The sequence below is a fragment of the Paenibacillus sp. LRG-1 genome, from assembly GCF_057220305.1.
The window spans coordinates 4,428,776-4,449,400 of the sequence record NZ_CM170126.1; the positions used below are offsets into that span (position 1 = coordinate 4,428,776).

Below are 20,625 nucleotides of genomic sequence, written 5' to 3' on the forward strand. Positions count from 1 at the left end.
CTATTCAGCTCCTTATCTCATTCTCTGCATAGAAAAAAGCTCAGTCCTACTCATATTTCAAGTGGGAAAGAGCTTTTGAAAGTTTATTAAGTATGTTTGTCAAGTTGTTTAGTGTTTGGTTTGTTGGTTGTATTGTACGATGTTGTTGTTAGGTCTGTAAATGAGTTTATACATCACCACATTTCTTCATATTCTTCAACCTTAATAGACCAATACCCTTCGTTATTTTCCATTGCTTCGGGATCAATTTTCTCAAACTTATTCCGTACCGCTGATCCATACGTATTACATTCTTCTACTACTTTCAAATTATACTTTTTAGCTTCTTGAAAAAAAATCAGATGGAACAAGAAAAAGGTTTTTAAATCACGATTCAGAAGAACTATACCATTTTCTGATTCTTTCACTACCTTTCCACTACCTAAATGCACATAAATTCCATTACTCGTATAATCATGTGGTCTAAAAATACCTACTTGAATGTATGTTTCATCAGAAAAAACATAAGTTTTAAATTCTTCTAAGTCAAAAAAAGTAAAACCTAGAAAATTATACGGAACACCTATCTCACTCATAAAAAGGGCATCACTCTTTATAATACCTCGCTTAATAAGACCATCGTAGTCATATATACGGAAATCATTATAATATTTTTTAATATTCTCCACATTATATTCCATAGTTGCTTCCCTCACTAACTAATCCCAAATAGTTGTTTTAGTGCCTGCTTAAGTTTTTTATTTCCTTTATTCCGAGATTTTTGATCTCCATATTCAAAACTATATGTCACTTCCGCATTCGGGTACTCTTTAGATAACAATTGCTTGCAGTTATGTCCATCCAAGATACACGGCTCCCTTTCCGAATAAATCCGTTTAACTTGGTCAGGGCTTATTCCCTCTTTCTTCATTATGTCATCAAATATTTTCTCTGAATGTGTGATCTTTTCAATTGTCTCTTCTCCTACAACAATTTCTTCTCGTGTACTAACAATTTGGTATCTCTTGACTGCTACGTTCACTTCAACTTCAGCTATTAATACATTCTGCCCACCTGTAATATTATTGTCAATACGAAATTGCTGAGCAGCTTTACTTAAATCATCACTTCCATATTCAACTTGTTTAACATTGAGTACACCTGTAATTCCACTCGAACCATCTTTACCCGTCCCATCAACCTTTTTCGCCGCGCTCTCTTCCATTTCCTTCATGACCTTGTTGTAATTCTTCTGCACATCCGTCTGTGGAAGTGGTCCGCTGTCCATCTTATTAACGTGCGGAACTGGCGCTCCGTTGGCTGTGGCCAACTTCCCGGGGCTGAGGCCGTCTGCCATTTTACTTAGTTGCTCATTGAACTTCTGACCCAGTTTACTGCCGGACTGCTCCAGCTTGGTTAGAGCTTTGCCAAAGCCTGCCCCGACTGCATCTACACCTTTGCTAATCCATTGCGGTGTAACCTTGCTGCCTACCTTTTCCGCGAATCCGCCGATGGCCTTGCCTACTTTGGAATCCAGTACGCCTACGGTGACAAAACCTAGTCCTGCGTCTTTTGCTACTGAGCCCCAGTTGATCTTTTCACCACTTAGCACCTGACTCGCCAGATTTTCCGCGGCATTTGTCACACCGCCGATCGCTGCTTTTCTCAGCAACGTTCCTCCTACACCGAGTGGACCAAAGATCGCTCCAGACACTGCCCCGATCCCCGCTTCTTTTAAGCCGGTCAGGGCATAGTCACTAAAGTCGCTCACTTCCCCTCGGGCGATATCCGATGCCGCCAAACTCGCTACGCCCAAACCACCCGCCAGCAGTGCTCCTCCGGCTACCGCCGCAATGACCACTGTACCTGCTCCAAGCGTCGCTACCGTAATGGCTGCTACCACGGCTACGGCTGCGACAACCGCCAAACCGCCCAAAATATTCATCCCCAGCTTGCCCCAGTTAAACGGTTCAGGGGGTGGCGGCGGTGGAGGTGGCTGCCCTTCCTTCGGCTCATCGTCGAACGGCGGGTACGCGGTTCGGTCGCTACCGTCCGCCCATACATTTCCTCCCAACACGTGGTATTCGTTCTCTACCGAAAGTCCCGTGCTTCCTCCCGTCTGGTACGCCATGACCTGACTGGTTCCGTCAATAATGATTTTCTTCGGCGTATTCAGAATGATTTCCTGCTCTGCTTCTAGTGTTAGCTTTTTGGGACTAGTTATTTCAATCCCAGTAGCATCGTCCAGACTCATCTGCAATGTCCCACCCGGATCACCCATGATATGGATGCGACCCGGTGCCATTTTCAGCTCACTTCCATGCTCCGTACCAAAATATCGATCATTGGGATTACTCGTTTTCGCGCAACCGTCTCCATTTGTACGAACCGCACCCAAAATCATTGCTCTGGAACCAGACGCATCTGGAAAATACAGACTTGCCTGTGTTCCCACCTTCGGCATACTGTACATCGCACTTCCCGTTGGGGGAGCGAATGGATACCAATGCGGCTCGGATACCCCATCATCCTTATCAATCGTCAGCCGCAGCTTCACTTCCTCTCCCCGAACCGCGAGAACCTCTCCTTCCAGTGAAATCCCGATTGTTTTGGGATTGGGGATGAAATCACTGCGAATGCCCTCCGCGCGGGCCAACACATAACTGAATAGCAAATGCCCCTTTTCCATGCGGCTTCGCAATTCAGTTACAATCATTGTTTTCTGGCGAAATTGCACCTCGTCTCCAAGAGCATACCGTTCTCCGCTTTCGATCTCGTATTTGAAAAAGTCGGTATCATGTAGCCCGGCTGACGTTCCGCCTGCCCACTGATAGCCCTTTAAATCTTTACTTGCCGTATAAGGCGTATCCTTCCGAATCGTTCGTTGGGTGCCAGCAGGCATGCCGAAATACAGCTTCGGCGCTGCGGACTCCCATATGTCGCTGACCACCACTGTATGTAAACGGCTCGCCATCCGTTTCATAAGCTCCCAGTCGGTTTCATCATATTGTAAAATGGCTTCGCCTACCGACTGCTCTCCGGTCTGGAACAAGACATCACTTTGCTCATAGCCTTGAGCAAGCTTGTGCACTAACTGTCTATATGTTTGTTTTTCCTCAGGAAAAGACCGCTTTCTTTTGACAATATCCAGCTCAAATGAGCCACTGATTCCTTCCAGTGTAAGTGTATATACTCCATTATGGTTCTCAACTTCCACCGTATGGACGACACCCTTAAACAAGCTGATTTCTTCTTGTCCATTCTGCGCATACACATGTAGCTGATCCTCTGAGGTCGCATCTAGCGCAGCCGTGGCATGACTCGACTCCTTACAAATGCCTGTGAGTGTAATACGCCCATGCTCACTCGGCTTCCACTCGATCTGAACATCCTTTAAGACCTGAATGGGGTAGGGGGAATCTATTCGAATCTGATCATATCCTATCATGTTTTCAAACCTCCCTTCCAGCTACTCCTCCTGCTGGCCATTCGTATGAAATTCGATAAATCCATGATATAAACAAGTCTGAAATGAAGAGGTCGTCAAGGCTGGCTGGCCTTCCACCTTTGTCTGTTCTTTTGTGTTTTTCCACTTATCCGTCAGCATCGGCAGGCATGGCTTTCCTGAGATTGTGGAGCCATCTTCGGCGATCAGATATATAGTTTCGGCACTCGGCTGTTCCGGACTGTTACAAATTCCAAAATGAGGGACATTTTCAGGAGAATAATCTCCTTCATTCATCATGGGTTTACCATTAACAAAAGCCCCGTGGCTGTTCGGCAAGTTGATCTTTCGAGGATGGGTCCCGCAAGTGCAACGCATACAGGCCCCCCGTACGACATAATACTCATTGTCTGACATGTGCCCTTTCCCTCCCTATTTCACCTCGACTTGCTCCAAAGCGATCCCTGTGTAATCACGCCGCAATATACTTTCCGCCACGTCTAAACGGACGATGATCATCGGGATAGCACTCTCCTGGATTGTAAATATCTTGTGGCTCCGAATAGCATCTGCTTGTAATACCAGCTTTCGAAACACACTTTGATCCAAATTCCATTCACTTTCCGGATGTACAGCTGTGAGCCGCTCCACAAAAGGAATATAGTAATTCTTCTGTATCCTCTGTTCGATCTGAGTAAGTATCGTTAATTTCATAGGCAGCTCCGGCACATAGGCCTGGACAAGACGCTTTAAAGCATCTGAAATAAGAGGAATGGGACCTTCTAGATAATCAATAAAAATACTTTCTGCATCTGCCTTCACGTGAAACATCAATGGCTTGACAATATCCTCCGGCTGCAAATCATACAGCTTCCACGGATCAATCGTTTCCATCACCTTTTGTAGCGTAGGAACATTGGTATACCGCACATCCTGCTTTAAGAGGAAATAATCCATGAAGATTCCCCCTCTCGTGTCTCGGCTCCCTCACTATGCGTAAAACGGCACAATATTTCGCTATCATCTCGATACTCTCCGGCAAATATCGTGCATATGTCAGCTTTCGGCAACCTTTCTAGTGAAGGGGAAGCAACGAAGGCGGGCATCTGACTTTTCAGAAACTCAACGGTGAGCAGATGGTATTTAACCGCTTCAATTTGTTGAATTTGCTCAATATCCATCGTCGTAATCTTACGGGCATAATCGGACTTGAGCTTTTCCAGCTTAGCCATGCGATTGAACAGAGGCTCGAAAACAAAGTTTGCCGACCATTCCACAGCGCATTCAGCCTCATCCAGAAACCAATTCTCATCATAGGCGTCTATACGATAAACCGCTCTATTTTTCATAACACGGGTTCTGAGCAAGGAGATATAAATATATCGAATATCCCCCTTGCGACCTTGCTCGTGCTGAAGGGTAGCGAGCTGGCATAGCGACTCTAAAGCTGCTAAAAGCTCCTCTTCAATGGCTTGCTGCCGTGCCAGAAAGTTGTTTTCAATAAGTGCCAAATCATGTAGCCATTCCGTAAATACGTGCTTTTCCAGCAAATCCTGCAACGCAGCATCCCGATCCATGAGCTTCATTCAATGTTCACCTTACCCCCGGTTAATCTCACATCGTCCATGATGTCGAGTTTGGCTCCGGATTGAATAAAACTTACGCCTTCTTTCCCCTCCATAATAATTTTCGCTCCCCCTGTAATTTGGATATCTTCCTGAGCAGACAGGGTTATTTTTTTGTTACTATTAATTTCAATCCCGCCTTCATCCGTGAGACGCATGAGCATTTGCCCACTGTTGATAATTTCTACTGCACCAGGCTTGAAAACGACTTGTTTGCCGTACTTGGTGCTGATACTTTTGACCGCAGGATCACTCCTTTTAACCGGATCAGAGGAGGCAAGATCGACAGAACTGGCGGCAAAAGCATGCTGCTCCCGTTCATCCGGAAAGTACAGACGAATTTGATCCCCTGCTTCTGGCATAACATACCAGCCGCTGCCATCAGGAGAAGAATAAACCGTAGAATAGGGAAACCACATAGCCCCGGATGCAGTCGAGTCTTGATCAATTTCCAGCTTGATTTTCACTTTTTCTTTGGAAATATCAATCACCTTGCCAAACAGAGAGGCTCCTGACAGATCATAGGCATAGACGGTTGGGCATTTTAACCCATGTGCATCTCGTAAAATGTAACGATTCACGATCAGATTTCCTTCTGTGGTCGTTTCCGCCTTGGCTATGTAAAGAGTTCTTTTATGAAAAATGACGGAACTACCGAGTTCTAGCACTTTGTTGCTGGTCACTTCATAGCTCAAGCTGTTAGACTCGCCATATTCCGGCAGTCCGTTGCGGGACATGAGCTTGTGCTCCTTCAAGTCTTTTTTTATGGAATAGTTATGTTCGTTCAGCGGTTGAGGGGCACTAGAATGGGGGACACCAATCACATATTTCAGTCCTTGTTGCATCGTAATTGGAATTAAAGCAGCATGTAGCCGAGAAGCAATTCTTTTGACAAAAGCCCAGTCCGTTTCATTGTATTGCACTAATAATTCACCGATAGCTGCGCCATGAGAAGCCTCATCAATCACTTCTGCATCAGTATATGAACTTGTAACATGCGAAAACAGTTTGTTATACGACTCTCCTGTTTTTTGGAATGAACGACGTTTAGGGCGAATGTCCATCATTAAGGTTTCACTGCTAGCCTCAATCGTAAGCTCGCGTACTCCGTTTACAGCTTTTACAGCAATATTCGTGACAATTCCCTGAAAAAACCGGATCTCCTTGCCTTCACTCTTTAAAAAGACTTCGATGTGCTCATCTTCATCCGCTTTTTCTACGTATTGATCCAGCTTGTCCTCCGAAACAATTCCACGTATGCAGAAGCTCACATGTTCGTTTAACTGTTTAATGAGATGGATACTTAATACACGCTGAAACTGATAAGGGGCCACCTGAACATCTGCTGTGGTGTAAATGGGGTTACTCATTCATATCCCTCCTTTTCTGCCTCGTCAACCGTTTGAATGGTACGAATCATCTGTAGGGCGACATCCCGCCATTCAGCATACTGCTTATACGGACAACAAAATGTTCCCATGACCGTCTTTCCTTCCAGCTCAAAGTAGAACATATTGTGGTAGATCGGCTGGTCCAGCGCAGGACTTTTAAAGTCAAAATAGCCAATCTGCTTACCATGTATCTCTTCTATTTTTTCTTCATAAAATACGTGGGCAGGATTCATATTTTTCATCATGGCCTTCATGCCAGAAGTGAGCTGCTCCACCCATTCATCTTGTAACGTCTGGTCCACCCGATTCAGGGTAACATCCACACTGCCCAAGTCATTCGTCAAAATCATTTCTGGACGTTGCTCATGAGGATATTTGATCTTTTGTAAATGCTTGGGCATTGGAGTAAAGATAGAGGGGACATGCATTTTCAGCCGATCCTCAAAAAAAGATCGCTCTTCAAACACATAGGATTGACCGTTAATGATTATGGGTCCTGCTAAAATATTGTTAGACCTCTTCAGCTTCTCCATCTCACGGAGCCGATCCAAAATCTTTTCATCCTCATATTTCATAATGCACACTCCTCTACCTGATTTTCTAATCCACAATCATCCGTCCTGCTCCGCCGCCCTGCCAACGGCCTGCTGTTCGTTTTCCACGTCCGGCGCCTTCTAGAATAAGAACTAGCTGTCTATGCAACTGAGCATGAGAATAATCTCTGTATTCCGCACCATTTCGGTTTGCAATGTAATGCTGGATAGATTCTCTGTCCACGGCTTCCAGGTTCAGGCACATAAGCGCAAACATACAATCCATCGGATCTGTGGCACCACTTTTAAGCAGTTCGGATGCGAAGTAGCGCATCGTTTCCGGGCGCAATGTACTCTGCTTCAAACCCGCAAAAGGAGCATAAATATCGCTCCATGTATTGAATTCGGTAGCCATGTCAGCAAAATCCTGATAATCCGAGCGAAGCACGGCTCCATCTTTGAGCTTGAATCGGCCTAGCTCCATCTCATCCAGACCGATCTCTGCCTCATCCTCCAGCACGATATCTGCATGATGGGCTGTGAAATCCGGGCGATCTGTTTGTTCCAAAAAAAGCAGCTTCAACACCGATAGCCGCCCCGTGGCCGTATACGGTACTTCCTGCTCCTGCTCCAGCAGATATAGTCTGTCCTTGTGCTTCACGATGCCTCTACCAATGGTCAGCGTGTATTCCCCGACAGTCACGTTCATTCCGGTAATAATGCCATCCGAAAAATCCTGATACCGGATATCCAGAAAACTGCGCGGGTAATCTCGCAGGTTCTCTAGCATCTCGGTTTTAAGAATACGGCCCTTCTCAAACTTCGGAACGATATGCGTTAACATGGTGCTCCCCTCCTTTCTCTATTCTTCTTTATTTAGGGGAACAGATAGCCGATTCACACCGGGTGCAGGAGGCGGAACAGGAACTGCATCATCGATGGGTTGAGCTTTACTTACTCCAAGTAATCCAGTAAATAGGCGAATATTCTTTTCTAAAAATCTGCGTATATCCATCGTGCTCCCCCTGATTGAAAACTACGGTTCATAATAATCTTAGAATCTATTTATCCACCTTTACATCCCGGCTCCCCGTTGAGCCTGCTCACGAAGGATATAGTCCAGCTCGCGTTTGTCCACAACATAGGTACGGGCGATTAGATCGTGGAGGGCCTGTTTTCTCGCCGTAAAGGCTGCCATGATAAAGCCGACGAACAAAATGATGACCGATATAAGCTTACTCCAGTAGCGGGCACTTGCACGTCCAAAGCTGAGCTTGTGATTAAACTCATCTACCACAACGATGCCGAGAGCCAGCTTGCCCACCGTGGCTTTGCATTTGGATGATTCCATAAGCGCATAATATAGCCATATAGCCCCCCAATTCAGCAAGGTCTGTCCTATTGTTTTCATTGTAAAAATATAAGGCGATCCGTCTGAGACCAAAGAGCTTTCTGCTGGAGAGGGTACCCAATCCCCTAAGGCCCGAATTACAATCCAGATCAATCCAATTATTAAAAATACAAACCAAAGAATAAGACTATCGATGATATAAGCTAAGGTGCGTTTCCAAAAACCCGCATACAGCATGCTGTCCCCTCCAAATGTGTTTACTTTTCTTATTCAATTATTTCGTGCCGTCAAAGAAATCCAGCTCGGAGAGATCATTTTCGAAGGCAAAAAAGCGTTTGGGTCCTAGATGCAGCAATTCATCTCGACGGGTAATCGGGACTACATAAAAGCCCCATCGGCTATCCCCGACAAAAACAAAATATTTCGTTTCCTCATTGCGGATGGAGTCCGTATCATCTTGCGGGATATCCCGCCCATACAACACGGCAATTTCCTCATACGGCATGGGTTCAAAAGCTTCTGGCCGACTACGATACACATGGCGCTGACGCAGCTTGCCACCGTCGGCCGTCAGGAAGAACTCCACCTCAGCCGCATGGGACGGCCGGGAAATAGAACCGCGTACCCGGTTGCTCTCCAAACTCGCAATCAGCTCCTTCTCGCGTCCCGTATGTGTCCATGCGCTGACCGTATACGGAATAGCCGGAATATGATTGGTAATGACAGGCTCAATCGTGCCCATTTTTTTAGCGTTCAGGTAACGGATAGCCCCGCGCAGACAGGCCATTTTCAACTCAGGTACCCGGCTGAGGTCCTCTGCCTTTTGACGAAACTCAATACTGCGCCCTGGTACAAATTCCTTGAGTGCTTCGCGAAATACGTCAATCCGGCAGGACTGCCCGGTTAGCTTGATAATCGAATAATCCTGCAAGCGCCCCTCCAGATAAAAATCATCCAGAAACTTGCGCACAATATTGTAGATGTCTGCCTTAAGAAGTTGCTGTATCTCCCGAATGTTAAACACCACATCAGGCAAACCATATTCATCACGAAACCGTCCGTTCTCGATGACTGAAACCAGCCAACGATCCATCACTGCAATGTTCAGGTCGCTTTCAGCAGATAATACCTGCTCGGATTCGAAGCGGCTGCGCAAGATCCCCGTACGTAGAAAAAATTCCTTTTTCATATTTTCTGCCGCGCTCCACAACAGATGAAAATTACTCAGTACCCGCTGATATTCATCCCGTGTAGCATGCTCATACTGTTTGAACGCGGTAGGCAAGATGGCCTCTGCCTCACGGTAGCGTTCCTCCAGTCCCGCATATACAGCATCTACACCAAACTCATCCACATGACGGTACAAATCTCCCGAAGGAATACCGATCAGGGCATCAATATCGGTGTCAGGCAAACGAGTCTCCGCAGCATAATAACCTGCAAATACAATTTTCATAAACTGCATAATCCGATACGTCAGATTGTTTCCGCCAAAATTGGTATCCCCATTTTCATACGTTGTGTGAATATCCAGCTTGTAAGCAATACGTCCGTCCTCAATTCGGAATCGGCAGGAAGACAAATCTGTCGTGCCTCCACCACAATCAATGACAAGTGCCTGGTACTCCTCACCGTCCGCAAAAGTCCCTCGTTCCATCTGGTCTGCCAGCGTGTTGTACAGCACCGCCAGCCCTTCGTCCAACGCATCCTCCGCTTCAATCCGGTAATCAGGCAAAATATCGCTAAACATCTCTATAAACTGGGGCTGCAGCTTGACCGGAGCAGAAAAGTGCAGATTGCGGAACCGACACTTAAATTGCTGCTCGGCTGTAGCAATCACATAACGGATAAAAGCAGCTAAAATTTCGCTGCGGGAGGCAGTTGCTGTATTCCCCTCGGAATCCATTAATTCCTCGATTCGCTTGTAGTCGTTGACCCAACGCTTGATTCCCCGTAATACTGTCGCACGGCTGCCTGCCACGTCAGATCCACGTAGTGCATCCTCCCCAAATACATAAAGGATATGTTCTGGATTGGAGCAGTCTGCGACGCGAATAGCAGTCGGCAATACTTCGATCCAGTCGCCTTCTGCCCCTTCTGGGCCGGGGAATGACACATAATTGATGGCGTTCAGCCTTACCGTGCTGCTCATACCTGTATCAGGGGCCGTAACGTAGGAACTATCCAAATAAGCACCTGCTGTGGTGTTAGAGGTGCCAAAATCAATCGCAAGTACCGCATCTGTAGTTTCCGTGCCTCGAATGATCAGCTCTGCCACCGGAACCCGGTGACCTTGAAGCTTCAGCGGCAGCATTGGCTTATCTCCATAGTAGAGGTTATAAAAATATTCTGATTCCTGTCTTCGCAGAAATAGCAGGCTATAACTATGATTGGACGTCTCTCGCAGTTCAACGTCGCGATGACGAGAAAGATAATATACGCCTGTTCGTCCCTCATCCTTCACCAAATTCAAAACACCGCACAGTTCTCCTGTCGCATTCACCAGCAGCACATTAGATGAGCTCAGCCAGGGCAAATCGGATTCGATCCGGTAGTTGTCCATGCGACCTGTGCGTACACCCTGATACAGCGTGATTTTAGCGGGAACCCGGATACCGCTGCTCTCCTGCCGACGGTCGTTCCAGTTTCGCTGTAGAGCCGATTCCATGCGTTCAAAACCGCCAGGGTTCGGCCTTGTGATGAGTAAATGCTCTTCCGCGCTCCGAAAACGCAAAATCACGCGAATCAATTCTTCACGTGCCAGGCGATTGGCAAAGCCCTCGACCAGTCGTTCCTTATCGCATATTCCGCGTAACTGAAAGGTCGTCATTTGTTCCAATTCCGCCCGCGTGTATTTCGCCGTGAAGCGTATGCTTTTTCGATCGGTGAGCGGGTCTAGCAACCTGTATGTATAGGGTCCGTTCATCGTTCACATGTCCTTTCTTAGCCATTTAGCCTTAATAGAGGGCGATAGCGTCTATTTTCATCGTAGGATCTTCCTCTAAAATGCCGAAATGACTTGTCCAATACAATTCCGTCGTAAAACGTGCCGGAAGAAACAAATCCAGAATCAAATCCACTTTAATCCGTGACAACGGTGTCTCCTCTTGGCCGATATAGATGAGCAGTTCGTCTTTTTCCTCACAATTGGTGTAAATGATTGAGCGATGAAAGACGCGCCGCATCGTTTCTTTTAGCAGATGTACGGCTTCTCCCGTCTCATACAGGCGCAGCAGTCCTTCAGCAATCGCGTCCTGATCCTCACGGTTTAATTGTCCAAAGCCTTCCTTTACCTTCGGGCCAAAAATGCCCTCTGCAATATCACGCCGAACAAACCGGATATGGTACTCCCGCCGATTCATCCCTTGATACAAGTCCATTTCCGCCAGAAAATGCATCATAATATCAAATAGCGATTCTCTCAGCTCCAGATACTCTTCAGCATCCGGTGGAAACAGATCCCGAAAAATAGAATAAAAGCGGTAGTACGGATTTATTTCCACTACCTGCTCCAAATGGGAAGTATTCAACTCTGCCAGACTAAGCTCCATATACGGAGAGTAGCTGACAGCGGGTACGAAGCGGAATTTATCTACATCCAGCCCCTGTTCCCTCGCGCGCATGAGCAAATCCCAGACGTAATTCACACCCATTCTCCTTCACACTTGTACTCCGGAAAATACATCTGCACTTCCGATACCAGAAAGCTCATTAAATCGGATAAAATATAAGCAGGCGCGGTGGGCAAAACATCGTCAGAACCACGCCTGAACCCCAAACGCATGATCTGCTTGCCTTCCTCTGTCCGTACGTTATCGCTGACAAACGGATTTAATGGATACGTCTGGGTTTTGGTTAACAGGTTGCTTACATCATTTCTCCCTGCACCTCCCCAGATGTCCACACGTTCCAGCTCCAGCCCCTGCGCTGCTTCAAACGAGTTTACGATGCGCATGATTTCCGCTTTGGCACGGACAATCACGGCCTGTTTTCCTGCATAGCGGCCCAAAAAGCTGTCCTGTCGCCGATTGGACAATAACGGATAAGTCAGACGACTAAGTCTCGTTGTAACAGGCTTCGTAACCTTCAACACATTCCATTCGCCAGACTTATCACGTGGTGTGACAATCGTCAGTTCCTCTTCTGTACGCTTGATATACCGGATATCACCTTCAGTCCCGTCAATCAAATAACCATGCTCAGGACCTGTTTTTCGCAAAGGCAGCACATGCTCATAATTCACACGATCCATAGCGGGTATAGGAAAACCGCTGTTCTTTAGAGATAGCCTTTCAATGTTCCAAAGAGGAAAAACGTCGCCCTTCTTAAAAACATCGAATTCCTCCAATGAAATTGTAATTTCATGAATTTCTTCATGGGCAGCCGGCTCGCCGTCTCCACCAATCAATACACAGTCCACAAACTTATAAGCGTATGGGTGATTAATTGTTTTCCACGGCATGCCATTTTGCATAAAGGTATGATATAACTGCTCAATCTCCAAAATATAAGAACGGTTATGCTCCAAACGAAAACGAATCGGATAATTGCCGGTTTCCGTGACCAACATTCCTGAGAAAATTCGCTTGCTGCGCACCAGCGCTGAGATTCGTTCTGTCTCCATCTCAAGAAAAAGCGTAAACAGCGGCATCGCACCGCCTTCGCGTACCACCTCTGCCACACGGCTGATGTCCATCTGCTTTTCTTCCGTATCAGACGGTAACACAGGATATAAAAATTCATGAATCGGGTCATAGTCCTCACGCGATGTCAATGACACGTACACATCAATCTTTTCTTCCGTATTCTCAATTTCCTCAAATACCCGCCGTTCTAGCTGGCGGGTCATTTCTTCCTGATATTCGACGAGGTTCATAAATACCCCCGCCATCATATTTTTCAGTAAACGTCTCTGCTCTAAATCGTCCATCTTGCTCAAACGGTCTTGTACCAGCTCTTTCACGACGTCTCACTCCTTTCCGGCTCCAGCTTCATTGAACATGAAAAACTTAACTTCCGTTCGCAGCAGCCCGATCTTGGTTCTCTGAATCAGACGCCCCTGCTGCTTTAGAAGCAGAATCAGCAGTTCCTTGCTCTTTGTTGGTATCCACCTTGGCCGAAGGGGCAGTTCCATCGCCTGTGCTCATGCTCTTTGCAGCCGAAGAGGCTTCCTTCTTCGCAGGTGTAGTTCCCGCTGAAGCCGTTGGCGCAGCCTTCGTTTGCGATTCTGCAGCAGGGATTGCAGCAGCGGAAGATGAAGCTCCACCCGCTGCGTCCCCTGCGTCCGTGTCGTTCAACGCTCCGTCAGACAATCCCAATGCAGCAGGAAGCTGACCGTTTTTCTGCTGCTCCGCGCTCTGCTTTTCTTCCGCCTTGGCTATGCTCCGCTCCAATGCCAGAACACTTTCGAGCTTATCGATCTCCTGATAAATTTCCTGTGCCCCGCTATAGGCATCAATGGCCCCTTCATAATCGAGATCCTTCATCATCCGATCCCCTTTGGCCTGAAGTTTTCCAGCTTGAATCTCCTTGAGCTGCTGCTGAATAGCTGTCAATTTATCGTTGGCCTCGGTAATTTTCTTCTCCAGTTCTTTTTGCGCGGACGTATAACCGGATTCCATCGCAGCCTTGTTTGCTTTCTTGTATAGCTTAAGCGCATTCGTGTAATCGCCGCCCTGAAATTTTAAATCTCCGTCCTTCATCCAGCTCGCTGTCTCGGTATAGCTGTCCAATTGATCGATTTTATGCTCAATATCCTTCACATTAAACGGTGGATATAGCCCGGCGCTTTTCCGTGCTTTCTCGTAACTGGCTTCAGCTTTGGTAAAGTCCGCCTTTTCCACGTAGCCGTCTCCGTCCACCAGCAATTGAGATAGTTTCTGTTCGGCTGTATACAGTCGCTTATGAATCTTATCGTTAATTTTAACCGCCGCGTTTTTCGCTTCGCTGTAGGACTTAAGCGCCTTCGCATAATCTCCTGTCCTTGCATAATCGTCTGCGGCTTGGGCTGATTCGATCATCGTTTCCAGTGCAGCTGCCTTATTCGCAGCCATACGAGCCAGCGTAATCCATGCTCCCCCGCCCACAACAATAAAGACAAGCAACGCAATCAAAATCCGTTTGATCAGCTTACGGCGGTTTTTAGGCTTTTCCTGAAAAACTTTATTTACATAAATGGCCGCTGCCGTGTAATTATTCACCGTCCGGTGCTGTTTGCTTAGCAGAACCTCTTCCAATGTATCCGTCAGCATGACCGGGTCCTTCGCTTCCTCTAGTGCTCCCAGCATTTCCGCCAACTCGACGTCCTCCCACATCCCTGACGTAGCGAGCAGGATTACATCTCCATCTGCAAGCTGCGTCTTTTTGGCGTAATGGGCATGAACTCCATTGGGATTTCCCAAGTATTCCAGCAGATTGCCTCGTTCCTCATGTGTGCTGGTCGCTTCGTCTGGAATGCGTCCATCATCTGCCAATGACTGAGCCAGGCTATGATCCTTACTGCGAAAATTAAGCCTTCCATTGCGAAAATGATATAGTCGCACATTACCGCACGAAACATACACCATTTTGTTGTAGTTGGTCACTACCATCAGCAGACTGGCTTTGAGCCGAACACGACGGCTTTCAAATTGCAGCCAATCCTGCGCTTCACGCAGATCTCTCATCAAGCGCCGTTTGGACATGGAAGGCTTCTCCATGAAGTTTTCCAGCACCGTTTTGACAACCATTTCTGCGCTGCGCAGCTCCTGATCCGAATCCAGACCGTCTGCGAGGACATAACAGGCCATGTCGTCCGTCTCCATGAATGCAAAATAGTCCCGGTTGTCTATGTAAGAGCCCGCTTCCGACACAAAGGCGGTACTAAAATCGCTGTTGTCCTTGCGCATCGCTACCCCCGTCTTTCTTGTTTCATCCTATCGCCAAAATAAGTACTGTTGCATTATCCTGACTTTTAAAGCCCTTATCATTAATGGCGTCGATCATGGCATCCGCTGTTTCCTGTGGTGTTCCACCCTTGCGCATAATCTCTTCCAGTTCAATCTCCGTCAGCGCCTCCTGAATGCCATCGCTGCACAGCAGCACATGATCGCCCGAATACAGACGAATCGGTGCACTACCCAGCTCCATGCTCTCAAAGCCCTCATAGCCCAAGTAGTTGACCAGTTGATTACGCACTGGACTCGTTTTGGCTTCCTCCGAGGTCATTTGTCCAGCAAGCACTCGTTCCTCCAGCAGTGTTTCCGCTGTATGCTTGGAATTGACTGTTTGGAAATGACCATTACGGTAAATCGTAATCAGGCTGTCGCCCACCGCTCCGTAATACAGCTGATAACCGCACACAATGACCGCAGCCAGCGTCGTTCCTCCGCCCTGTCCATTCAAATTTTGCAAAATGCCGCGATTGCTTTGAGTTGCCGCCTCTGCAAAATATCCGTTCAAATTCGTTGCATCTTCCAGCTTGGCAAACGCCTTCGTAAAAGTCGTCACAGCCAAGGTACTGGACATACGTCCATTGGCCAGTCCGCTAATACCGTCTGCGACAACAGCCAGCGTACCGACAGGTGTCGTCATACTGGAGAAATAATCATCCTGCTCGCTCCGGCTCCCGATCGTTTGACCATTTCCGATCTCAATTCCACTCACGGTACGGCTGCCGGAAATTCGCGTCAGTCGTATACGGATCATGAGCAGAACAGCGAATAGTACCGCAGCTCCACTTACAACAAAATAAGGCTGCATATCGTTACCTCCCTGCACCATTGCCCAATTCCGTCCTAGTTTTCGTTATCCCACTCAAAATGGGCGCCACACAGCGGGATAAAGATAAATTTGCTGTGTCCCAGCTGAATCACGTCATAGGCAGCCAGCTCTGCTGGTGAATATACCGCCTCGTTATTGTGGTACGCCAAACCTGATGAATCGCCTGGCAGCAAGTAAAAGTTACGTTTCTTCGGATCATAAACAATAACCGCATGATTTCTGCGGGAAATCGTGTTGTCCCCGATAATGCGGACATGCATTTCCTCTGCGCGCCCGATAAAGTTTTTCTCCGCCATAATGCGATAGTCCTGACCCACCTGTGCTCCTTCGATACATACCAGCCATCCAGTTACCGGATGAATGCCCACCGTCTCACCCAAATACGGCATTGTTTTGTCATTATCTCCTGCGACGTTTGTTTTCGCCGCTGGCTCCGCGCTCTTGGGTGCAGCTATATTTACTACCGTGTTGCAATAAGGACACGTATTTCCGTGCTTTCGTGTACTGAACATGTGTCCGTTCGGGCATCTTGTCAAACTCATAGTCGGTTCCTTCCCCCATTGTCATAATTGTCTTTTCAGCGATCTAAGGATTTTGCAGCATCCTCATCTATTTAACGAGCAGTCTCGTATTGGCAATATATAATAAGTCACCTGAGTAAATCCGGTATGGCTCACCGCTTTCCAACTTCTTGGTTACACTTTCGTTGGCAGACCGCAAGCCTGTACCATTACCGGAATCCACATCCTCCACAAACCAGTCGCTGTTCACCCGGTTAAGTACCGCATGCTCCACACTTACCAGGGAGGCATAGTCTGTACCTACCAAATCAATATCCGCCTCTGAACGTGACGTTGTTTTACCGATTAAGAGCGACGTTTCGCCTTCGATATACCATTCTTTAATGGACTCGCCCTCTTCATCAATCAACACCAGCTTGGCAATCCGATGACGTTGTGCCTTTGGCTTGGCCACGGGTACAACGGACACCAGATTGCGCAATATGTATACAAGCACGCCGATTCCAATACCTATCGCGACCACGGTTTTCAAACCGCTGTAGCCTGTACGATTAAACACATAAAAGGCGATCGCCAGCATCAGCCCGAACATGGCAACATCTATGATGAAAACCCATCTGTTCTGCGCCGTTTTCACTGCTTGCTTCCCCCATTTCTATCCTGAAATCATCACTTTTTACGAATACCGAAAAATTGGTTAAACATCGCTGAGGTATCCGTCGGATCACCGGTTTTTTTCGTTTTTTTCCCTGGTGAGCCCTCCTTCGTTTTCGGATGAAAACCAAAAAATTGCTCAAAATCAGTTCCTATATCAGCTGGATTGAATCCTTTGGCTGCCGTACGCGCACCGCCGGAGGATGCAGCCCCTCTGCCTCTCTCTCGCTGTTCCCCGCCAGCTCCCTCAGTTTTTCGGATGAGCTCGGCATCGTATGCCTGCCGCAATGCTTCGTCACGCAAGGTATTGTAAGCCTCGTGAATTAGCTTGAACTTGCGCGTTGCTTCCTCGCTTCCCTGGTTGGTATCAGGATGATACTTTTTGGCCAGTTTACGGTAAGCCTGCTTAATCTCTGCCTCCGAAGCATCCCGGCTGACACCGAGCAGCTCATAGTAGTTGGTCATTGTGTGATGTTCCCCTCTCCGAAAAAAATAAATATTAAGAGACCCGTAGGCCTCTTAATATTTATCCACCCTGCACTTGTGTGCCGGGTGAGTGTGTGTTTAAGCTGCACTTAACGTGAAGACGTTAAGCTTAAACCGGATATCCGCCGTCGATTGTAGCCAGCTCGGTTTTGTCTTTCTTTTGTTTGATGTAGAGTGTAAATGCACCTACACCTTCTGTGTCGCCGAAGTGCTCGTTGTAGTCTACAACGAAAGCATTCGGGAAGTGGATTTTACGCACAACTTGATCAGCTGCGATAACTTCCAGTGTTACTTTACGGTAGCTGTCTGCTTTTTCAGCAGGAACCAGAGACCACAGAGCCAGTTTCAGCGTGTCATCCGCGCTGTCACCGTCTACTGCTGTGATGATTTTGCCGCTGATGCGCAGCGTGGAGCCTACGTCAGTGGAGCGTGCATTGGAATCGTCCGGTGTATCGGTGTCATAAATAACCGTTTGGATGTTATCCAAGCCCAGCTCGATTGTTTCTTGTCCTTCTACTTTCAATCTGAATCCCATGTGTGTTGCCTCCTTGAAATTAGGTAATATGATGGCGGGAGATGCAGAGCTTCTCCGCGATTTATGTATAAAGGCGGTTCTGGATAGAAACGCCTCTAACATCTTTCGTAGTGCTCGGATCATGATTTGACCGAGCTGGTTCCCTTAGTGATCATGACTTCCAGGTTCTTCACATTACCGTTGAAGACCAGATCGATATGGCACATATTGCTTTTCTCATCAATAATGAAGCTCATATCGTCTCCGTCCTGAATGATCGAGTTAACAGATCCTCTGCTGCTCAGCCACTTGCTCTTCTGACTGCTCGGATTGTTACTGAAGAAGCGGACGATATTTTCGTGTTTGAAGTCCCCTGTCTGGTAGCGCAAAATACGTTCAATGTACGTGCTGACCAGCGTCTTGTAGATGGAGTCAAAGCCGTCCTCGGACATCGCCATGCTTCTCGCCTTGTAGACGGTAATCCGGCGGATATCCTTGTCCTGAATCTGAGCATTCTCCGACGAGAATACAAAGCCGAAGTTTTTACGGTTGATGGCATCCTTGATCGTGTTGGTGAAACCGGTGATTTCCTTGGCCATCGTCGTCACCGTGCGCAGACTGTTGTCTCCCGCTTCAATGTCGAAGCGTACGCCAGGGAAGTTCTTATTGACCGTTTTGAACGTCTCACGCAGGTATTCAGGACACTGATAGGAAGCGACCAAGCCGGCGGCAACATAGGCTGCACCCACATAAACGCCCTCGATCCACAGCTTGAGAATATCCTCTTTCTCCTTAGAGAGCTGTACACCGTCTTCGGTCTGTAGCATTTTGCTGTCGATAATGACACCCGATTTGTCCTTCGGAATAATCGTAAAGTTCGGTACACAAGGAATGGCAAATTCGCTATATTCTCTGCGAACGAGACTGGCACATTTATCGACATATTTGTCGATACCTGCTGTCGCCATACTGTTGAAAGTCGTTTCTTCACCGGATTCAAAGTTAAAGAACATTTGAATTTTGTAATCCTTCACGACTTGCAGCAGCATCGAGAGCGATTCCATAGAATTTCCGCCCTGCTTAACGACCTTCTCGTTACCCTTGAAGCGTTCACGTGAAACTTTTACCTTACCGGCTGCTTCCAGCTCGACGGATGGAACGATACCGAACCAGATCGTGTCGCTGAATTCATTCTTAGCATTCACAGTGTTCAGGTATGTTTCCAGGCGCGGGATATTGCTGCTTTTCACCAGCATGTCCAGCTTGTTGTTCGCCACCAGCATTGTCGGCAGCATGCCTTTGCTCTTCGTTGCATATTGATCGAAGAACATTTTGACACCGAGAATTTTCTCCACAAGCGGCTTAACCGCCTTTACGAAATCGTCCTTGGCATTTTTATAGAACTCCAGATACGTGTTGTAGTTTTGAACTTCAACCGCTGTATCCACCTTGGTCTGAACTGCCGGCAGTGGCACAAACGTGCGAACCACCAAATCCTTGACATAGTCAGAAGGCGTATCTGTGATGGAGTTATAATCCTCTTCGAATACTTGGGAGAGATCGCCAGTGCTGTTCTCATCCAATAACATCAGCTCAGTACTGTCGCTCTTCGGCGCTTCAATAATTTTCAGTTCGCCGCTTTCCCCAATGGAGAGCATACCCACCTGAATCAGCTCGCCGGAGTTTTCCTCTTGGGCGCCACCGAGCAGAAGGCGGGTTTTGATGTCCTCAATTGCCAGTGGGAGCATAGCCATAACATTGTTATAGTTCTGACTCGCTTCCTCGAACATTCCATTCAGCTTGTCACCCATGTCGAGTTTCTTTGGATCGCCATCATCCAGCTTGTCGTATTCACCATACATATAGTGAATCTCTTTGCGGACTTGACGAATATCATCCATGACCTTTTTCGGTGAAATCATATCCAGCAGATTTTCAAATTTGAAATCTACATTGGTGATTCCTTGACTGCGCTTGGTATCGATGAGCGTAAACAACATTTTCAGAAAGTCATTACTTTGATTTACACGAATTTCAGAAATGCTATCCTCATCAATTCCCTCTGGCTTTTTAAGGGTGTAGACGACTTTTTGATTGGCCGCGTTAAAAAACGAATACACGGTTGGTGAAAACTTATCCAAAAATTCGTCAAAGCTGCGCACCAGAAGGTGCTGATTAATTTCCTTGATCTTTTCATCGCTCAAGCTGTCAATACCCTTCACATCACCTACAATGGTGATCAGGTCCAGCTTTTCCGGGTTAATCTCTTCAAAAAGCATTGTACGGTTGGTTTGATAAATGATTTCCATCGCTGTCGGCAAATGAATAAAGTATGAGTTATAGGTCCATTGCTCCATATACGGAC

20 protein-coding genes are annotated in these 20,625 nt (G+C 47.1%); all 20 read right to left on the reverse strand.

The features are described from left to right. Positions 1-173: 173 nt before the first annotated feature. Positions 174-680 (reverse strand): hypothetical protein, encoded by a 507-nt coding sequence (locus ACUUJN_RS19545; protein WP_484668842.1) that lies wholly within the window; start codon positions 678-680, stop codon positions 174-176. 14 nt (positions 681-694) lie between these two features. Then, positions 695-3,427: a nucleic acid/nucleotide deaminase domain-containing protein gene (locus ACUUJN_RS19550; RefSeq protein ID WP_484668843.1), complete on the reverse strand. Its 2,733-nt coding sequence runs from the start codon at positions 3,425-3,427 to the stop codon at positions 695-697. 21 nt (positions 3,428-3,448) lie between these two features. Next, a complete protein-coding gene (locus ACUUJN_RS19555; RefSeq protein ID WP_023989844.1) occupies positions 3,449-3,841 on the reverse strand; it encodes a DUF4280 domain-containing protein in 393 nt (130 codons plus the stop codon). A 15-nt stretch (positions 3,842-3,856) separates the two neighbouring features. Further along, positions 3,857-4,381, reverse strand: coding sequence for a hypothetical protein (locus ACUUJN_RS19560; protein ID WP_484668844.1), 525 nt, complete (start codon positions 4,379-4,381; stop codon positions 3,857-3,859). Next, entirely contained in the window at positions 4,363-5,010 is a 648-nt protein-coding gene (locus ACUUJN_RS19565) for a hypothetical protein (RefSeq protein WP_023989846.1), read from the reverse strand. The genes ACUUJN_RS19560 and ACUUJN_RS19565 overlap by 19 nt, the downstream gene beginning before the upstream one ends. Then, positions 5,007-6,419 carry a hypothetical protein gene (locus ACUUJN_RS19570; protein ID WP_023989847.1) on the reverse strand — a complete coding sequence of 471 codons (1,413 nt, stop codon included), beginning with the start codon at positions 6,417-6,419 and terminating at the stop codon, positions 5,007-5,009. The genes ACUUJN_RS19565 and ACUUJN_RS19570 overlap by 4 nt, the downstream gene beginning before the upstream one ends. Beyond that, on the reverse strand, positions 6,416-7,015 hold the full coding sequence (locus tag ACUUJN_RS19575) for a hypothetical protein (RefSeq protein ID WP_023989848.1): 600 nt from the start codon (positions 7,013-7,015) through the stop codon (positions 6,416-6,418). Before ACUUJN_RS19575 ends, ACUUJN_RS19570 begins: the two co-directional genes overlap by 4 nt. A gap of 25 nt (positions 7,016-7,040) precedes the next feature. Continuing rightward, positions 7,041-7,817: a DNA and RNA helicase gene (locus tag ACUUJN_RS19580; protein ID WP_068942036.1), complete on the reverse strand. Its 777-nt coding sequence runs from the start codon at positions 7,815-7,817 to the stop codon at positions 7,041-7,043. An 18-nt stretch (positions 7,818-7,835) separates the two neighbouring features. Beyond that, entirely contained in the window at positions 7,836-7,988 is a 153-nt protein-coding gene (locus ACUUJN_RS19585; protein WP_023989850.1) for a hypothetical protein, read from the reverse strand. Positions 7,989-8,048: 60 nt separating this feature from the next. Continuing rightward, positions 8,049-8,561 carry an RDD family protein gene (locus ACUUJN_RS19590; RefSeq protein WP_068942034.1) on the reverse strand — a complete coding sequence of 171 codons (513 nt, stop codon included), beginning with the start codon at positions 8,559-8,561 and terminating at the stop codon, positions 8,049-8,051. Between the two features lie 37 nt (positions 8,562-8,598). Next, on the reverse strand, positions 8,599-11,250 hold the full coding sequence (locus ACUUJN_RS19595; RefSeq protein ID WP_484668845.1) for an Hsp70 family protein: 2,652 nt from the start codon (positions 11,248-11,250) through the stop codon (positions 8,599-8,601). A 31-nt stretch (positions 11,251-11,281) separates the two neighbouring features. After that, complete coding sequence (locus ACUUJN_RS19600; RefSeq protein ID WP_028542472.1) at positions 11,282-11,971, reverse strand: hypothetical protein; 690 nt, start codon at positions 11,969-11,971, stop codon at positions 11,282-11,284. Continuing rightward, positions 11,968-13,287 carry a normocyte-binding protein gene (locus ACUUJN_RS19605; protein WP_484668846.1) on the reverse strand — a complete coding sequence of 440 codons (1,320 nt, stop codon included), beginning with the start codon at positions 13,285-13,287 and terminating at the stop codon, positions 11,968-11,970. Before ACUUJN_RS19605 ends, ACUUJN_RS19600 begins: the two co-directional genes overlap by 4 nt. Positions 13,288-13,333: 46 nt before the next feature. Further along, a complete protein-coding gene (locus ACUUJN_RS19610; protein ID WP_028542471.1) occupies positions 13,334-15,211 on the reverse strand; it encodes a serine/threonine protein phosphatase in 1,878 nt (625 codons plus the stop codon). Between the two features lie 22 nt (positions 15,212-15,233). Continuing rightward, positions 15,234-16,064 carry a PP2C family protein-serine/threonine phosphatase gene (locus ACUUJN_RS19615; protein ID WP_023989856.1) on the reverse strand — a complete coding sequence of 277 codons (831 nt, stop codon included), beginning with the start codon at positions 16,062-16,064 and terminating at the stop codon, positions 15,234-15,236. 35 nt (positions 16,065-16,099) lie between these two features. Then, positions 16,100-16,627: an FHA domain-containing protein gene (locus tag ACUUJN_RS19620; RefSeq protein ID WP_028542470.1), complete on the reverse strand. Its 528-nt coding sequence runs from the start codon at positions 16,625-16,627 to the stop codon at positions 16,100-16,102. 67 nt (positions 16,628-16,694) lie between these two features. Further along, positions 16,695-17,243, reverse strand: coding sequence for an FHA domain-containing protein (locus tag ACUUJN_RS19625; protein ID WP_028542469.1), 549 nt, complete (start codon positions 17,241-17,243; stop codon positions 16,695-16,697). Between the two features lie 32 nt (positions 17,244-17,275). Further along, positions 17,276-17,725 carry a J domain-containing protein gene (locus tag ACUUJN_RS19630; protein WP_023989859.1) on the reverse strand — a complete coding sequence of 150 codons (450 nt, stop codon included), beginning with the start codon at positions 17,723-17,725 and terminating at the stop codon, positions 17,276-17,278. 130 nt (positions 17,726-17,855) lie between these two features. Then, positions 17,856-18,281 (reverse strand): hypothetical protein, encoded by a 426-nt coding sequence (locus ACUUJN_RS19635; protein WP_013311475.1) that lies wholly within the window; start codon positions 18,279-18,281, stop codon positions 17,856-17,858. Positions 18,282-18,400: 119 nt separating this feature from the next. Then, complete coding sequence (locus ACUUJN_RS19640) at positions 18,401-20,569, reverse strand: hypothetical protein (RefSeq protein WP_023989860.1); 2,169 nt, start codon at positions 20,567-20,569, stop codon at positions 18,401-18,403. Positions 20,570-20,625 lie beyond the last annotated feature (56 nt).

Bases quoted from the DNA above. Each gene is read 5' to 3' on its own strand.
- ACUUJN_RS19635 (WP_013311475.1), bottom strand. From the start codon at position 18,281: ATGGGATTCAGATTGAAAGTAGAAGGACAAGAAACAATCGAGCTGGGC.
- ACUUJN_RS19560 (WP_484668844.1), bottom strand. From the start codon at position 4,381: ATGGATTATTTCCTCTTAAAGCAGGATGTGCGGTATACCAATGTTCCT.
- ACUUJN_RS19620 (WP_028542470.1), bottom strand. From the start codon at position 16,627: ATGAGTTTGACAAGATGCCCGAACGGACACATGTTCAGTACACGAAAG.
- ACUUJN_RS19545 (WP_484668842.1), bottom strand. From the start codon at position 680: ATGGAATATAATGTGGAGAATATTAAAAAATATTATAATGATTTCCGT.
- ACUUJN_RS19555 (WP_023989844.1), bottom strand. From the start codon at position 3,841: ATGTCAGACAATGAGTATTATGTCGTACGGGGGGCCTGTATGCGTTGC.
- ACUUJN_RS19630 (WP_023989859.1), bottom strand. From the start codon at position 17,725: ATGACCAACTACTATGAGCTGCTCGGTGTCAGCCGGGATGCTTCGGAG.
- ACUUJN_RS19610 (WP_028542471.1), bottom strand. From the start codon at position 15,211: ATGCGCAAGGACAACAGCGATTTTAGTACCGCCTTTGTGTCGGAAGCG.
- ACUUJN_RS19640 (WP_023989860.1), bottom strand. From the start codon at position 20,569: ATGGAAATCATTTATCAAACCAACCGTACAATGCTTTTTGAAGAGATT.
- ACUUJN_RS19575 (WP_023989848.1), bottom strand. From the start codon at position 7,015: ATGAAATATGAGGATGAAAAGATTTTGGATCGGCTCCGTGAGATGGAG.
- ACUUJN_RS19595 (WP_484668845.1), bottom strand. From the start codon at position 11,250: ATGAACGGACCCTATACATACAGGTTGCTAGACCCGCTCACCGATCGA.
- ACUUJN_RS19550 (WP_484668843.1), bottom strand. From the start codon at position 3,427: ATGATAGGATATGATCAGATTCGAATAGATTCCCCCTACCCCATTCAG.
- ACUUJN_RS19580 (WP_068942036.1), bottom strand. From the start codon at position 7,817: ATGTTAACGCATATCGTTCCGAAGTTTGAGAAGGGCCGTATTCTTAAA.
- ACUUJN_RS19590 (WP_068942034.1), bottom strand. From the start codon at position 8,561: ATGCTGTATGCGGGTTTTTGGAAACGCACCTTAGCTTATATCATCGAT.
- ACUUJN_RS19585 (WP_023989850.1), bottom strand. From the start codon at position 7,988: ATGGATATACGCAGATTTTTAGAAAAGAATATTCGCCTATTTACTGGA.
- ACUUJN_RS19570 (WP_023989847.1), bottom strand. From the start codon at position 6,419: ATGAGTAACCCCATTTACACCACAGCAGATGTTCAGGTGGCCCCTTAT.
- ACUUJN_RS19615 (WP_023989856.1), bottom strand. From the start codon at position 16,064: ATGCAGCCTTATTTTGTTGTAAGTGGAGCTGCGGTACTATTCGCTGTT.
- ACUUJN_RS19565 (WP_023989846.1), bottom strand. From the start codon at position 5,010: ATGAAGCTCATGGATCGGGATGCTGCGTTGCAGGATTTGCTGGAAAAG.